The sequence below is a fragment of the Fodinicurvata fenggangensis DSM 21160 genome (assembly GCF_000686045.1).
Lineage (GTDB): Bacteria > Pseudomonadota > Alphaproteobacteria > Kiloniellales > DSM-21159 > Fodinicurvata > Fodinicurvata fenggangensis.
Genome location: NZ_JMLV01000001.1, coordinates 219640 through 233873, shown reverse-complemented (window position 1 = coordinate 233873; position 14234 = coordinate 219640). Strand labels below are relative to the sequence as shown.

Below are 14234 nucleotides of genomic sequence, written 5' to 3'. Positions count from 1 at the left end.
TGAAACTGTCTGATCCTTGTTACGCCATATAGCCTTGGCAGCCCCTTGCACCAATAGCCTTACAGATCATTTCCGGACTCTGTGATATGGCTGCACGCAAGGCTTTTGCTACGAACAAGACCTGAAATGGGAGGGGACATGGATTACGACAGGGTTACAAGCCTTCCGAGCGCCTTTTTCCAGAAGGCCAATGAAATGGGAGATTTGCCCTTCCTCTGGGTCAAGACCGGAGGAAGCTACACACCCTGGACGTGGCATGACGTTCGCCTTCAGGTCCTTGCCCTGGCCCACGCCCTGCAAGATATGGGCGTAAAAAAGGGGGACCGGGTGCTGCTCGTCTCCGAGAACAGACCCGAGTGGTTCATAGCTGATTTCGCCATCATGACCTCTGGTGGGATCACTGTGCCCGCCTATACGACCAACACCAGTGAAGATCACGAATATCTGCTTAAGGACAGCAGCTCCGATCTTGCCATTGTCTCGACGGCCGCACTTGCCAAACCGTTGCTGAAGGCCATTACGCAGACCAACCTCTGCAAGCAGGTCATCACCATCGAGCCTCTTGAAGACAATGCCACCAATAGACCCGAGTCACTCTACGTTTGGGAGGAACTGCTGAACAAGTACCTGCCTGGCGCGCCTAATGAGGCGGTGCTTCAGGACCTCAAGCGAGAGGACACGGCCTGCTTCATCTATACCTCAGGCACTGGCGGTGCCCCCAAAGGGGTCATGCTCAGTCATGCCAGTATCCTTGCGAACTGCACAGGAGCTTATGATCTCCTGGCGGAATATGGCCTGGGCCGGGAACGTTTCCTGTCCTTCCTGCCACTGTCCCACTCCTACGAACACACGGTTGGTCAGATCTTCGCAATGTCGATCGGTGCGGAAATCTACTATGCGGAAGCGGTGGAAACCCTGCTGACGAACATCTCGGAAAGCCGACCGACCATCATGACCGCCGTTCCTCGCCTCTATGAAATGCTTTATCAGCGCCTCAATCGCAAGGTCGACAAGGGAAACCGGATCAACAAGCTTCTTTTCCGACAAGCTGAACGGCTGGGTAAAAAGAAATATTACAACAATGGCAAGCTTCCCCTTTGGGAGCGCCCTCTGGATCTGTTGGCCGAACTGACGGTTCGCCAGAAAATTCGGGCCCATTTCGGTGGACAGCTCAAAGCCATGGTGTCGGGCGGAGCCGCACTCAATACCGATGTCGGCCTCTTCTTCCATGCACTGGGACTGCCGATCCTTCAGGGCTATGGACAGACCGAAGCCTCTCCCGTCGTTTCCGTGAATCGGCCCCATCACATCAAGATGGAAACCGTGGGACCGCCCCTGAAAGGCGTACAGGTCCGCACGGGCGAAGACGGCGAGATCCTCGTTCGCGGAGAGCTTGTCATGCAAGGCTATTGGAACAGGCCCAGGGAAACCAAGGAAACCATACGCGATGGCTGGCTGCATACCGGGGACATTGGGGCCATTGATGAAGATGGCTACATACACATAACAGACCGAAAGAAAGACCTTATCGTGCTGACCGGGGGGGACAACATCTCCCCCGCCCGTCTCGAGACGCTACTGAACCTCCAGCCGGAGATTTCACAATCTCTTATCTTCGGAGACAAACATTCTCATCTGGTCGCCCTGATCGTTCCGGACCCTGAATGGGCCGGGAAGTTCGCCAGCGACAATTCGGACACACACAGTGAAGAACTCACGACTTCGATCCGGGAAGCGGTCGATCGCGTGAACGCTGGACTTTCCGTTATCGAAAAGATACGCCGCTTCAGCTTGTCAGATGAGGCTTTCACAGTCGAAAACGATATGCTGACACCGACCATGAAAATCCGGCGTCACATCATCCTGGAAAAGTACAGGGCTCGACTGGAAGCCCTGTACTGACGACCGATTTGTGCTGAATGCTTTGTCCTTTTCCTGAAAGCAGGAATCAGACAGTCATGCCAAGCGCCTGTTTGTAGACCTCCAGGACGGTTTCCTGTTCTTCACGATCCGACTGGTCCATTTTACGCAGCCGCACGATCTGGCGCATGATCTTGGTATCGAATCCGGCAGACTTGGCTTCCGAGTAGACTTCGCGGATATCGTTGGTGAGACCAGCTTTCTCCTCTTCCAATCGTTCGATTCTTTCGATGAAGGATTTCAGACGATCCCCCGCAACGCCGCCGACATCGCTCATGTCCCAGGCTCCTGAACTGATGGTGTAGTGAAAGACGTGACAGGTCCGCCTACGCCGGGCGGACCGGCCGCGAACCTACTCCGTCATGCCCCCGCGGACAACGGAATAGGACGCTATCAGAACGAGTGCCCTCAGTGACTTCCACCTCCGGTCTGGAAGGCTTCCTTCTGGGCATCTGTCGCCTCGTTCTGATACTTTTCCTTCCATTCGCTATAGGGCATGCCATAGACGATTTCCCTGGCCGATTCCTTGTCCATTTCGATGCCCTTCTCCTGCGCGGATTCCTGATACCAGCGGGACAGGCAGTTGCGGCAGAAACCGGCCAGGTTCATCAGGTCGATGTTCTGCACATCCTTGCGCTCATCCAGATGCGCCAACAGCTTGCGGAAAGCAGCCGCTTCCAGTTCGGTCCGGGTTTGGGAGTCGAGTTCAGGTTTCATTCTTTACCTCCAATAGGTGACCAGACGGCACCATGCCGTATTAAATCCATGGCCCATTACCTTCTATGAAGCCTCAAGCGAGGCTGCTTTCAAGCCCTCTCCGGCACGGCTAACTTTCCTGTCCCTGCAGACGGCCAGCCTGCTCCACCAGCGGCGTCAGGACCTGCGCTATGATCTGGGCCCACTGCTCGGCCCCCTCATGGCTGTCGATCAAATCCTGACGCACTTCGAGCAGCACCGGTGCAAGGCCGCGTCCCTCGCCATGCTTATGCAGACTGTAATCCTCGGGAGAGGCTCCCGAATAGGGTTCGTTCTCACCCACCGTACAGCCCTGGGCACGAAAGCCCTCAATGACCGGGCGCGCCAGTCGGTCATCCTCGTTCCACAGGACTCCTACCTCCCAGGGACGCCGGAATTCCTGTATGACCGGCGTGAAGCTGTGCAAAAACACCAGAAGCGGCCGTACGCCCTTGGCAATCTGCGCCTCGATCAGGCGCGCCGCCGCCGCATGATAGGGCTTGAAAAAGGCCTGCACGCGTTCTTTGCGTGCTCTTTCATCAAGGTTCTGATTTCCCGGAATCGGCGTTTCATCGCTGACCTCGGGTATCGATCCCCTCGAACCAAGGTGACGGTTTGCGTCTATGACCAGGCGCGAAAAACCAGCCAACAGTGTTGGCGCATCCAGCAGGCGAGACAAAGGCCGCGCCACCTCTGCAACGCCTATGTCCCAGGCAATATGGCGTGACAGATTATCCCCTTTCAGACCCAATCCGCGGAAAGCTGGCGGGATATGACGAGAGGCATGGTCGCAGAGTACCAACACCGGCGCCTGCCCTGACAGTCGTAGAAATTGGAAGGGCGTATACCACGGCACTGTCTGCTCACCTGACGCAAAAGGTGGATGATCATGCCCCCTGTAGAGTTCGTGGACAGGTGGTTGTGTTGAATCCTGTTCCATACCGGCACCAAAACCCTGTAACTGTTCAAGCCTGCGACATCGATTGACCTTGGAAACGGCATAAGACTAAATCTCGCCATGGAGATAAAGCCCAACACTTTCTTCTGCGTGGACGGCCACACCTGCGGCAATCCCGTGCGCCTGGTCGCCGGCGGCGCCCCGCTCCTGGCCGGCGCGAGCATGAGCGCCCGCCGTCAGGATTTCCTGAAACGCTACGACTGGATTCGCACCGCGCTCATGTTCGAACCGCGCGGACACGACATGATGTCCGGCTCGATCCTGATGCCCCCGACACGTGATGACTGCGACATCGGCATCCTCTTCATCGAAACCAGCGGCTGCCTGCCGATGTGCGGTCACGGGACCATCGGGACTGTTACCTTCGCCCTGGAACGTGGCCTGGTACAGCCCAGTGAACCGGGCCTTCTAAAGCTGGACGCCCCTGCCGGCCGTGTGGATGCGCATTACAGGCAGGACAGTGAAGGCCGGATCGAAGCCGTGCGAATCCGTAACGTGAAAAGCTACCTGGCTGTGGCAGACCAGAAGGTCGACTGCCCCGAATTGGGTCCGTTGAAGGTGGATATCGCCTATGGCGGAAACTTCTACGCCATCGTCGAACCACAGCAGAACTACCCCGGGTTGGAGAGTTTCACACCCGCCCAGATCCTGAAGGTATCGCCCCTTCTGCGTCGCACGCTGAACGAATCGGTCGAGGTGGCACATCCGGAGGACCCCACCATTCGCGGAGTGAGCCATATCCTCTGGACCGGGAAGCCTCGTGCCGAGGGCGCACACGCGCGTAACGCTGTCTTCTATGGCGAGCGCGCGATTGACCGCAGTCCCTGCGGCACCGGCACCTCGGCCCGAATGGCGCAGCTCGCGGCGCGTGGTGTTCTGAAACCGGGAGACGAATTCGTGCACGAGAGCATTATCGGCAGTCTCTTTCGCGGTCGCGTCGAGGAAGCAACCGAGATCGCAGGCACCCCGGCCATCGTGCCGTCCATCGAAGGCTGGGCGCGCATGACCGGACTGAACACGATCTTCGTCGAAGAGCGCGACCCTTATGCCCACGGCTTTCAGTTGACCTGATCCGGACAGGTCGCCCTTGTCGTACCGGCTGAGTCGTTCCAGTCTTTTGAGCCTCAAGAAGGCTTATTCAAAACAGTGAGTGATCAATGGACATGTCCGAGAGAGACAGCAGTTTTCATGCCAGGATCACGCACAGCCTGTCCGACATTTCCGCTGCCGACTGGGACGCTTGCGCCGGTACCGACAATCCTTTCCTGACACATGCCTTCCTCTCGACACTCGAGGAAAGCGGTTGCGTATCGCCAGAAACCGGGTGGCAACCCTTTCACGTCCTTCTTTCCGATGAGGGGGGACGCCTTCAGGGGGCGGCCCCCCTTTACCTGAAGAACCACTCCTTCGGGGAATACGTCTTCGACTGGGGGTGGGCCGATGCTTATGAACGCGCCGGCGGCCAGTATTATCCCAAGCTACAGTGCGGCATACCCTTCACACCGGCCACAGGGCCACGACTGCTGACCGCAACAGCCGAACAACCGCAATATGCGCGGCGCCTTTTGATCTCCGCTCTCTCCTCCGTCGCTGAACAGACCGGCGTCTCCTCCCTGCATGTTACCTTCCCGCCACAGGACGAGTGGGAGTCGTTTACATCTGCCGGCTTCCTGGCGCGTACAGGACAGCAGTATCACTGGCACAATCGCGGCTATGCCGATTTCAACGACTTCCTGGAAACTCTGTCCTCGCGCAAGCGCAAGAACATTCGCAAGGAACGTGCCCGTGTACGCGAAAGCGGGATAACGCTTTGTGCGCTCAGTGGAGATGACCTTCGCAGCGAGCATTGGGAAGCATTTCACCGCTTCTACATGAACACGACGGACCGCAAGTGGGGGCAGGCCTACCTGTCGCTGGAATTCTTCCTGCAACTGTCCGAGAAACTGGCCGACCGGATCGTGCTGGTCCTTGCCTACCAGGATGACGAGCCCGTGGCCGGTGCCCTGAATCTGCGCAGTGACGATTGCCTCTATGGCCGCAACTGGGGATGTGCGACGGACTTCCGCTTCCTGCACTTCGAAGCCTGTTATTATCAGGCAATCGATTATGCCATAGCCAACGGTCTGGCCCGGGTGGAAGCCGGCGCCCAGGGCGAACACAAAATCCAGCGCGGCTATCTGCCTGTGGAAACCTACAGCGCTCACCTGATTCGGGACCCGGCCTTACACGACGCCGTGGAGAGCTATCTGAGACGCGAACGTGAAATGGTTCGCCACACGATAGACCACCTTCAGGAAGAAAGTCCCTACCGCAAGACCTAGACATTCTGACCGGAACGTAACCCGTATAGTCAGGCGCGCAGCAGCAGGGTCGTCCAGTCCCCAAGCTTGTAGCGGGCTTCCAGTGCAAGTCCGGCACTGCGATGGCGTTGACGCACCCAGCGTTCCTGGTGCCATAGCAGGCCTGACAGGATGACATGGCCGCCCGGCTTCGCATGACGTGCTGTCTCCGTGGCCATGCGGCAAAGCGGAGCGGCAAGAATGTTCGCCACGATCAAATCATATGGGCCTTCGCGCTTGATCGCCGGATGTGCGTATCCTTGGCTCAAATAGGTCTGAATCCTGCGGGACACGCGATTGAGTCCGGCATTCTCGCGTGCCACCCGGACCGAGCCTGGATCATTGTCCGTGGCAAGAATCCTGGCCTTTGGCCAAAGATAGGCAGCACCCATGGCCAGGATGCCCGAGCCGCATCCCATATCCAGAACGCGCGTCTTGCGCCCGCGTTTGGCAAGATCGCACATGGCAAGGAGGCAGCCGCGCGTCGTTTCGTGCCGCCCTGTGCCGAAGGCAATATTGGCATCAACGAGCAATGGAATGGCGCCCGCTGACGGTCGCTCCTGGACATGGCTGCCGTGGACAAAGAAACGCCCAGCCCGCAAGGGCGGCAATGCCGCCTGGCTTTCAGCCACCCAGTCCGTTTCCGGCATCAGTTCATAACGATAGTCCGGAACGGCAATCTCACAGCCCAGCGCGGCAGCGGCCAGACGTCCGAACAGCTCGGTTTCTCCGTGATCCTCACCCAGATAGACCTGCAGCGGCGTATCTCCGTTGCGGTCCGGGCCTCCAACGGCTATGGCCGCGCCAAGTCCTTCCAGCGCGTCTTCGAAAACAGGAACTGTCTGTGACGGGACCGCAAAGGTCAGGCAATAGATTGGCTGGCTCATGGTCTGATTACTGGTCTTCCGTTGAGGCAGATAATGCGAGAGATGGACGCCTTCAGTCCGCTTCTTCTGCCGGAACAACAAAAGAGGCCATGACCTTCTTCTCGCCAGCATGATCGAAGCGAATGCTCAAGCGATCACCATCCACCACATCCACGGTTCCATAACCGAACTTGCGATGGAAAACACGCGCCTTCGGCGCATAACCTGAAGTGTTTGGAGCGAGACGCTCCACAGGCTGGGCCTGGACATCTATGACCTTGTCGGACGAGCGTTCACGCGCACGCATCATGCCTGGTGAAACCCGTGTCTCCCCCCAGCTGTCAAACCCGCCGAAGCGTCCACCACCCCAGGCCTGTGCCGAAGCGCCGTAGAGCCCCTGGTCACTTTCCTGAACCTTGTGCTCCTCAGGAAGCTCATCGATGAAACGCGAGGGTATGGCAGCCGCCCAGGAACCATAAAGGCGCCGGTTGGCTGCAAAACTGACGATTGCCCGAACCTTGGCGCGCGTCAGTCCCACATAGGCCAGACGCCGCTCCTCCTCCAGGCCCTTCAAGGCCTGCTCGTCAAGTGCCCGCTGGTTGGGGAACAGCCCCTCCTCCCAGCCCGGCAAGAAAACGGTCTCGAACTCCAGGCCCTTGGCCGCGTGCAGGGTCATCACGGAAACCTGGTCCTGACTGCTGTCCTCCAGGTTCTCCATGACCAGACTGACGTGCTCCAGAAACCCGGCCAGGGTTTCGAACTCTGCCAGCGCGTCTATAAGCTCCTTCAGGTTTTCCAGGCGCCCGGGGGCTTCGATCGATTTGTCCTGGCGCCACATGTCGGTATAGCCGGATTCCTCGAGAACCGTTTCCGCAAGTTCCGGATGTGGCATCTGCAGCATGTCCTCACGCCACTTGTCGCAAAGACCTATGAAGTTCTTGAGTGCACGCCGCGCCTGGGGGCGCAACTCATCGGTTTCCGTCAGGCGACGGGCCGCATCGAACAATGACAGACCGCCAGCCCGTGCCGTTTCGTGCAGGATCTTCAGTGCCACATCCCCCAGGCCACGTTTCGGCTTGTTGCAGATGCGCTCAAAAGCCAGGTCATTGTCCGTGGATGTCAGCAACCGCAGATACGCCAAGGCGTCGCGAACTTCCATGCGTTCATAGAAACGCGGACCACCGACCACGCGATACGGCAGTCCAAGGGTTACGAAGCGTTCTTCGAACTCGCGAGTCTGTGCACCCGTGCGGACCAGGATAGCAATTTCCGACAGAGCATGTCCTTTGGTCTGCAGTGCCTCGATTTCATCGCCCACAAAACGGGCTTCGGCTTCTCCATCCCAAAGTCCGCGCACACGGATGGGCTCGCCCTGGTCACCATCCGTCCAGAGCGTTTTTCCCAGACGGCCCGAATTGTGGGAAATCAGGCCCGAGGCCGCCCCCAGGATGTGGGGGGTGGAGCGATAGTTGCGCTCAAGGCGAATGACATGAGCTCCGGGAAAATCCTGCTCAAACCGCAGGATATTTCCCACTTCCGCCCCACGCCATCCATAGATCGACTGGTCATCGTCGCCGACACAGCAGATATTCTTGTGTTTCTGCGCCAGCAGGCGCAGCCAGAGATACTGGGCGATGTTGGTATCCTGGTATTCATCCACCAGGATGTACTTGAACTGGTCCTGATAGCGTCGCAGGACCTCATCATTCGTCTGAAACAGATGAACGCAGTGCAACAGCAGGTCGCCGAAATCACAGGCATTCAGTTCTCTCAGCCTGCGTTGATAGAGCGCATAGAGAGTTGGTGCGCGTCCGCCTGCAAATTCCGAACTGTCCTCAGCCGAAACCCGGTCCGGGGTAAGAGCCTTGTCCTTCCATCGTTCAATGATCGACAGCAATGCGCGTGGCGGCCAAGCTTTCTCGTCGATATTCTCGGCCTGCATGACGTGCTTCAACAGGCGCAACTGGTCATCGCTGTCCAGGATGGTGAAATTGGACTTCAGCCCCACCGATTCGGCTTCATAACGCAGGATACGCGCCGCCAGGGCATGGAAGGTTCCCAACCACCAGCCCTCTACCGACGGCCGTCCCAGTAGCTCGGCCACACGTTCCTTCATTTCACGCGCGGCCTTGTTCGTGAAGGTAACAGCCAGGATTTGCCCCGGCGCCGCCTTGCCGCTGTAAAGCAGATGCGCCAAGCGCGTGGTCAAGGCACGTGTTTTACCCGTTCCTGCACCAGCCAGCATAAGAACCGGACCATCCAGCTGTTCCACGGCATTCCGCTGGGCTTCGTTCAAACCCTCGGCGACAGCCTCGGGCAAAGGCGCCCTGTCATTCTGCAGTGAGGAGGATGGAGACGAAGAGATTGACATGCTTTCCTTCTGGCCCTTTCCAGGCGAGCTTATCGCGAGCATGGAGTCGCTCACGAATCCTCTAGCCTGCATTGACCGGACAGACGGCTCCGGTCATCTATTCATGATACCGCATTCCACGGGAACCACATGTCACATAGCATTGAACGCCAGATCCTTAAAGGCAGTCCGCCGGGCACCCAGCAGCAACTGCAAATCCACCGCTTTGGGCCAGCCGATGCGGACAGGAAGGCTTATATTCAGGCCTCACTGCATGCGGATGAAACGCCCGCCATGCTCGTGGCACAGCATCTTCTGAGTCTGCTGCGTGCCGCCGATTCAGAAAATCAGATCCTTGGACAGGTCACGCTTGTGCCCTACGCAAACCCGATTGGACTGACCCAGTTCGTCAATGGCGTGCACCTGGGGCGCCACAATCTGGGAGAAGGCGGCAACTTCAATCGATCCTGGCCGGATCTTTATGAGTTGATCCGGGAGTACCTGGCCGGAAAGCTCTCTCAAGATATCGAGCAGAACAGGGACACGATCCGGCAATCCATGAAAACGGCACTTGCCCGCATGGAAACCAGAAACGAGGCCGGCCATCTCAAACAACTGCTGGCACTGGAGGCCTGTGACGCCGATCTCGTTTTCGACCTGCACTGCGATGATGATGCACTGATGCATCTCTACCTTACGCCCCATCAATGGCCGGACGGCCAGGACCTGGCCGCCGATCTGGCCTGTGAAGCGGTATTGCTGGCTGAGGATTCCGGGGGCGGCTCATTTGACGAAGCCTTTTCCACACCCTGGCCGCGACTGGCAGAGGCCTTCCCGGACGTACCGATCCCAAGGGACGGCTGTTTTTCCGCAACTGTCGAATTGCGTGGCCAGGCAGACGTCAACGACGTTCATGCCGCAAGTGACGCCCGGGCCATTTTCAGGGAACTGCAAAGATCAGGGCTGTTGGAGGGCCAAGCTGAAGAAACGCCGCCATTGCGATGCGAGGCGACTGCGCTGGAGGCTTGTGAAATCCTTCGGGCCCCCGCAACTGGAATCCTGATTTACCAGGTTGAACTTGGGCAACAGGTAGCCTCCGGTACTGTCATAGCGGAACTGGTCGACCCTGCAGCTGAAGATGACAGGGCAGCACGGCAGACCATCCAGGCCGGGACCTCTGGCTTGCTGTTATCTCGCCGCCTGAAGAAATACGTTCACGCTGGTGATAGCATTGCCAAAATTGTCGGTCGCGCCCCCTTGCCAGAACGCAAAGGCTTGCTGCTCGATGACTAGTTCTTTCGATCCGACCGCACGAACGGAGATCCATTCGGCAGGCCCGCAGGATGCAAGCGATCTTTCCGAATTGATTCGGGAACTGGCCGTTAGCGAAGGAAAAACGGAAACGAAACACTTGAGTTCCAAGAAGGTGGCAAGCTGGTTGATGCAGTCCCCGCCACCCTTCGAAGCACTTCTGGCGGGGCAACCAGGTGAGAGACTTGGCTACATTGCCTTCTACAAGGTTTTTTCCCTTTTCCTTGGCGGCCCCGTCCTTCTGGTGGAGAATCTCTATGTCCGGCCGGCGGCGCGCGGACTTGGTCTCGGTCGATTGCTGCTCAGGCAGGCCAGCAGCCAAGCTGTCGAACAGGGAATCAATCGCGTGGAATTGAATGTTCGCAACGACAACAAGGAGACCACAGCCTTCTATCAGCATTGCGGATTCCATCACCCTGATGAGGATGTCTACCGGATCGAGGGCGACTCTCTGCGAAAATTCACGAGACAGGAGACGAGGCCTTGATTCGAATACGAGCTGCCCACCAGGAAGACTGCGCACAGATCCTACAGCTGATAAAGGAACTGGCTGACTTTGAAGAACTTTCGGACCAGGTGCTGGCAAGCGAAGAAGACTTGAAACGGGATGGTTTCGGAGAGTCTCCCCGTTTCGAATGCCTGATCGCTGAAGATCACGAAAACACTGCAGCACCTCCGACTGCGCTGGCCTTCGCGCTGTTCTTCCACACCTACTCGACCTTCGCGGGACGGCCCGGACTCTATCTTGAGGACATCTATGTACGCGAGAGGGCGCGCGGACTTGGGGTGGGCAGACAGCTGCTCTCCCGGCTGGCCGTCATCGCTCAAGAGAGAGGCTGTCCGCGCCTCGACCTCTCGGTACTACACTGGAACCCTGCCCGCAGCTTTTATGAGAAACTGGGATTCCGTCACCAGTCCGATTGGCTGCCTTATCGGCTCGAGGGAGACAGGCTGCAGGAACTGGCTGCCACACCCGAAAACACGACCGAAGAACGTTAAACCCGGTCAGTGAGCCCTTCACCAGAGCCGGCATTCTTCGCACAGTGCGCACAGCAGTATACCTTGCCATTGCTCTCGACCCCGTGCCCGATCACCCGGCAATCGCAGTGAGGGCAAACCGGAGCCATTGCGCGGATGGCGCACTCAAAGCTGTCGAAGGTAGAGGTCTGACCGCTCATGGTGACCTGGAAAGCCTTGTCATAGTCGTTTCCGCATTGCTCACATTTGGCCATTTTAATGATCTCCTATACGGGAAGTAGGACACCCCATATTTCGGGATCCACATGTCCATGACAAAGGAGTGGCTTGTGACTTTTATCTGGTCACGGGAAAGAACCCCTCCCGAAAGTAGAAGCCATCTCCCCAAAATCGTGGAAATACGGAAACTTCACTTGATTGCCACATCATGATCAAAAAATAACACTGGCCCGCATACACAAAGCTATTACGCTCGTTATCTGGAAAACAGTATCGTTATTTGCCCCGGGCTGATCTGACCAGCCTGCAATATTCTGGGAGTCCGATCATGAAAAAGCCTTTCTCGCTGCTCCTGCTATCCGGTATGGGCCTGCTGTTCGCCGCCAGTGCAACGGCCCAGGAATCCTCTACCGCAACTGCAACCTTCGTGGATGTGAGCGGCACCGAAATCGGGAACGCAACGGTCACCGAAACGCCCTCAGGTGTGATACTGGACCTAAGCGTTAACGGGCTGCCCGAAGCGACCTGGCTCGCCGTCCATATCCACGAGAATGGAGAATGCGATCCGGCCGGCGCCTTTGATTCAGCCGGCGGGCATTTCAATCCCGATGGTCGGTCTCATGGCTATTACACGCCTGACGGCCCGCATGCCGGCGACCTGCCCAATCAACAGACCCAGCCCACTGGGGAACTTCGTGCCGAAGTTTACAACCATCTCGTCACCCTTGATGGCACCGATACCGGAATTCGCGGCCGTGCATTGGTGATCCACGCAGATGCCGATGATTACGAGAGCCAACCTTCCGGTGATGCAGGCCGTCGCATTGCCTGCGCCGTGATCGAATAAGGCGGGAGAACAGCAGCAGGAAGCAGCAAAGTCAGCCTCAATTGCACCGGCCGACAGACCCTTCCCGGCAAACATACTCCCCATTGGTCCAGGTCGCACCGGACAGATCTGTAAAGGAAAAGTCGGTATTATCCAGGGTGGCTCCGCTGAGATCTGCATTCTGCAGGTTGGCTCTATAAAAGCGGGCATCGCGAAGATTCGCGCCTGACAGGTTCGCCCCCTTCAAATCCGCTTTCGTGAAATCAGCATTCACCAGGTCGGCGTCCGACAAATTCACATTCTGCATGTTTGCACTGACAAATTTCACCTTATACCCATCGATCCCCGACAGGTCGGCTTCGGAAAAATCGGCCCGGAAGAAGCTGGCCTCTCGCAAACGGGACTCCGGCATGTCCACGCCGGAGTAGTCGAGCCCGTCAAAGGAGCATCTCTGCCAGTCTGCGCCCGTAACCGGGGGATCGCTGCAGCCGGCGATACCTTGAGAGGGAAGAGCCAGAGACACCAGAAATACCAGTGCTGCCAGTAACGGTAATCGCATCACAGAAAAAGAGCCTTTCAGTCCAACAGGATATAACACCACACTAAGAATACGTCTTGTTCAAGGCCACTGGTTTATCCCACCTGCCTTTCAAGAGCACGAAAGCTCTGCAGTTTATGAACGCCTGCTTCCCTGGAATTGCGCGCCTGCTGCGGTGGAAGCCTCCAAGAAAAGAAGATAGCGTCCATAAACAAACGATAAAGTGGGGGAGTTGCATCTTGATACGTTCAGTATTGAGTTTCTGCGGGGGCCATGGTCCAAAGGTTCTATTCATTGGCGTATTTTTGGGACTGGCCGCCCCTGACCTGGCCGCCCTCCTGCGCCCTCACATTGGACCAATTGTCGGCGTTCTCCTGTTTTTCTCGCTGCTTCGTATAGAGTGGCAAGCGATGAGCAGCTACCTCAGACATCCTTTCAGCCTGGTTGCCTTGCTGGTCTGGCTGCTGGTGATCTCCCCCGCACTGATTATGCTGCTACTCTCGCCCTTCCCCCTGCCCGAGGCTCTGGAAACGGCCTTGATTCTCATGGCGGCAGCACCCCCCATCCTCGGCGCCAGTGCCATTGCGTTGCTCGTCGGCCTGGATGCCGCCCTTGCCATTGTTGTCGGCTTGATTGCAACTCTGCTGGCGCCCCTCACCGTACCACCTGTCTCCTTCTGGCTGCTGGGCGTGGAACTGGATGTCAGCACCTACGAATTCATGTTGCGCATGGGGATGGTCGTAGGCGGCGCTTTCCTGGCCTCGGTTCTGGTGCGCACGCTTGCCGGCAATCACCGGCTTCGTACGGCAGCACGAGAAATCGATGGCACGATCGTTCTGGTCATGCTCGTGTTTGCCATTGGCATCATGGACGGTGTCACCCAAACGCTCTTTGAGCGCCCCCACACCGTAGCACTGTGGGTCGCTGCAGCCTTCATCGCCAATCCCTTGCTTCAGGTTGCGGCCTTTCTTGTCTTTTACAAACTCGGTCGAAGCCGTGCGCTGACAGCCGGCCTCATGAGCGGGAACTGCAACATGGGTTTACTGCTCGCCTCCCTTCCGGAAAGCACGGATTACGATGTCGCGCTGTTCTTCGCTCTTGCACAGCTTCCCATGTACATGCTGCCCGCCCTGTGCGTTCCCCTCTATCGACGCTTGTTGCCTGAAAACACCCATCCGTCGTGAGTGGGACGAT

The 14234-nt window shown here is 57.6% G+C and carries 15 protein-coding genes; 8 read left to right on the top strand and 7 right to left on the bottom strand.

Features of this window, described 5'->3' with window-relative positions; translation table 11 throughout:
• The first annotated feature begins 138 nt into the window (after positions 1-138).
• Positions 139-1902, top strand: coding sequence for an AMP-dependent synthetase/ligase (locus BP38_RS0101115; RefSeq protein WP_155992139.1), 1764 nt, complete (start codon positions 139-141; stop codon positions 1900-1902).
• A gap of 46 nt (positions 1903-1948) precedes the next feature.
• On the opposite strand, the gene BP38_RS0101110 is transcribed toward BP38_RS0101115, so the two are convergent.
• From BP38_RS0101110 to BP38_RS18400, 3 genes are all read right to left on the bottom strand, one after another.
• On the bottom strand, positions 1949-2197 hold the full coding sequence (locus tag BP38_RS0101110; RefSeq protein ID WP_026986213.1) for a DUF2312 domain-containing protein: 249 nt from the start codon (positions 2195-2197) through the stop codon (positions 1949-1951).
• Positions 2198-2328: 131 nt separating this feature from the next.
• Positions 2329-2637 (bottom strand): DUF1244 domain-containing protein, encoded by a 309-nt coding sequence (locus BP38_RS0101105; protein WP_026986212.1) that lies wholly within the window; start codon positions 2635-2637, stop codon positions 2329-2331.
• A 109-nt stretch (positions 2638-2746) separates the two neighbouring features.
• Positions 2747-3460: an N-formylglutamate amidohydrolase gene (locus tag BP38_RS18400; protein ID WP_162175098.1), complete on the bottom strand. Its 714-nt coding sequence runs from the start codon at positions 3458-3460 to the stop codon at positions 2747-2749.
• 213 nt (positions 3461-3673) lie between these two features.
• Between BP38_RS18400 and BP38_RS0101095 the strand changes: the two genes are divergently transcribed.
• Together BP38_RS0101095 and BP38_RS0101090 are read left to right on the top strand one after the other, a co-directional pair.
• A complete protein-coding gene (locus BP38_RS0101095; protein ID WP_026986211.1) occupies positions 3674-4684 on the top strand; it encodes a 4-hydroxyproline epimerase in 1011 nt (336 codons plus the stop codon).
• A gap of 92 nt (positions 4685-4776) precedes the next feature.
• Entirely contained in the window at positions 4777-5934 is a 1158-nt protein-coding gene (locus BP38_RS0101090; protein WP_026986210.1) for a GNAT family N-acetyltransferase, read from the top strand.
• Between the two features lie 29 nt (positions 5935-5963).
• On the opposite strand, the gene BP38_RS0101085 is transcribed toward BP38_RS0101090, so the two are convergent.
• Complete coding sequence (locus BP38_RS0101085; protein ID WP_026986209.1) at positions 5964-6839, bottom strand: 50S ribosomal protein L11 methyltransferase; 876 nt, start codon at positions 6837-6839, stop codon at positions 5964-5966.
• Between the two features lie 52 nt (positions 6840-6891).
• Positions 6892-9189, bottom strand: coding sequence for an ATP-dependent helicase (locus tag BP38_RS0101080; RefSeq protein ID WP_035723088.1), 2298 nt, complete (start codon positions 9187-9189; stop codon positions 6892-6894).
• Positions 9190-9318: 129 nt separating this feature from the next.
• On the opposite strand from BP38_RS0101080, the gene BP38_RS0101075 reads away from it, so the two are divergent.
• The 3 genes from BP38_RS0101075 to BP38_RS0101065 are packed head-to-tail and all read left to right on the top strand — an operon-like array spanning position 9319 to position 11478.
• The gene (locus BP38_RS0101075; protein WP_035723086.1) at positions 9319-10461 is read left to right on the top strand and encodes a succinylglutamate desuccinylase/aspartoacylase family protein; all 1143 of its coding nucleotides are present in this window, start codon (positions 9319-9321) and stop codon (positions 10459-10461) included.
• Positions 10454-10966: a GNAT family N-acetyltransferase gene (locus tag BP38_RS21570; protein WP_026986206.1), complete on the top strand. Its 513-nt coding sequence runs from the start codon at positions 10454-10456 to the stop codon at positions 10964-10966. The genes BP38_RS0101075 and BP38_RS21570 overlap by 8 nt, the downstream gene beginning before the upstream one ends.
• Positions 10963-11478 (top strand): GNAT family N-acetyltransferase, encoded by a 516-nt coding sequence (locus tag BP38_RS0101065; protein ID WP_035723084.1) that lies wholly within the window; start codon positions 10963-10965, stop codon positions 11476-11478. Before BP38_RS21570 ends, BP38_RS0101065 begins: the two co-directional genes overlap by 4 nt.
• Here BP38_RS0101065 and BP38_RS22025 read toward each other — a convergent pair.
• The gene (locus BP38_RS22025) at positions 11475-11711 is read right to left on the bottom strand and encodes a metallothionein (RefSeq protein ID WP_081816373.1); all 237 of its coding nucleotides are present in this window, start codon (positions 11709-11711) and stop codon (positions 11475-11477) included. The two genes, BP38_RS0101065 and BP38_RS22025, sit on opposite strands and share 4 nt — an antisense overlap.
• A 293-nt stretch (positions 11712-12004) precedes the next feature.
• Here BP38_RS22025 and BP38_RS0101060 point away from each other — a divergent pair, with 293 nt between their 5' ends.
• Entirely contained in the window at positions 12005-12523 is a 519-nt protein-coding gene (locus BP38_RS0101060) for a superoxide dismutase family protein (protein ID WP_026986204.1), read from the top strand.
• A 37-nt stretch (positions 12524-12560) separates the two neighbouring features.
• Here the strand turns inward: BP38_RS0101060 and BP38_RS0101055 are convergent, their stop codons facing one another.
• Positions 12561-13061, bottom strand: coding sequence for a pentapeptide repeat-containing protein (locus BP38_RS0101055; protein WP_026986203.1), 501 nt, complete (start codon positions 13059-13061; stop codon positions 12561-12563).
• Between the two features lie 116 nt (positions 13062-13177).
• Between BP38_RS0101055 and BP38_RS0101050 the strand changes: the two genes are divergently transcribed.
• Positions 13178-14224 carry a bile acid:sodium symporter family protein gene (locus BP38_RS0101050; protein WP_081816372.1) on the top strand — a complete coding sequence of 349 codons (1047 nt, stop codon included), beginning with the start codon at positions 13178-13180 and terminating at the stop codon, positions 14222-14224.
• Positions 14225-14234: the final 10 nt, after the last annotated feature.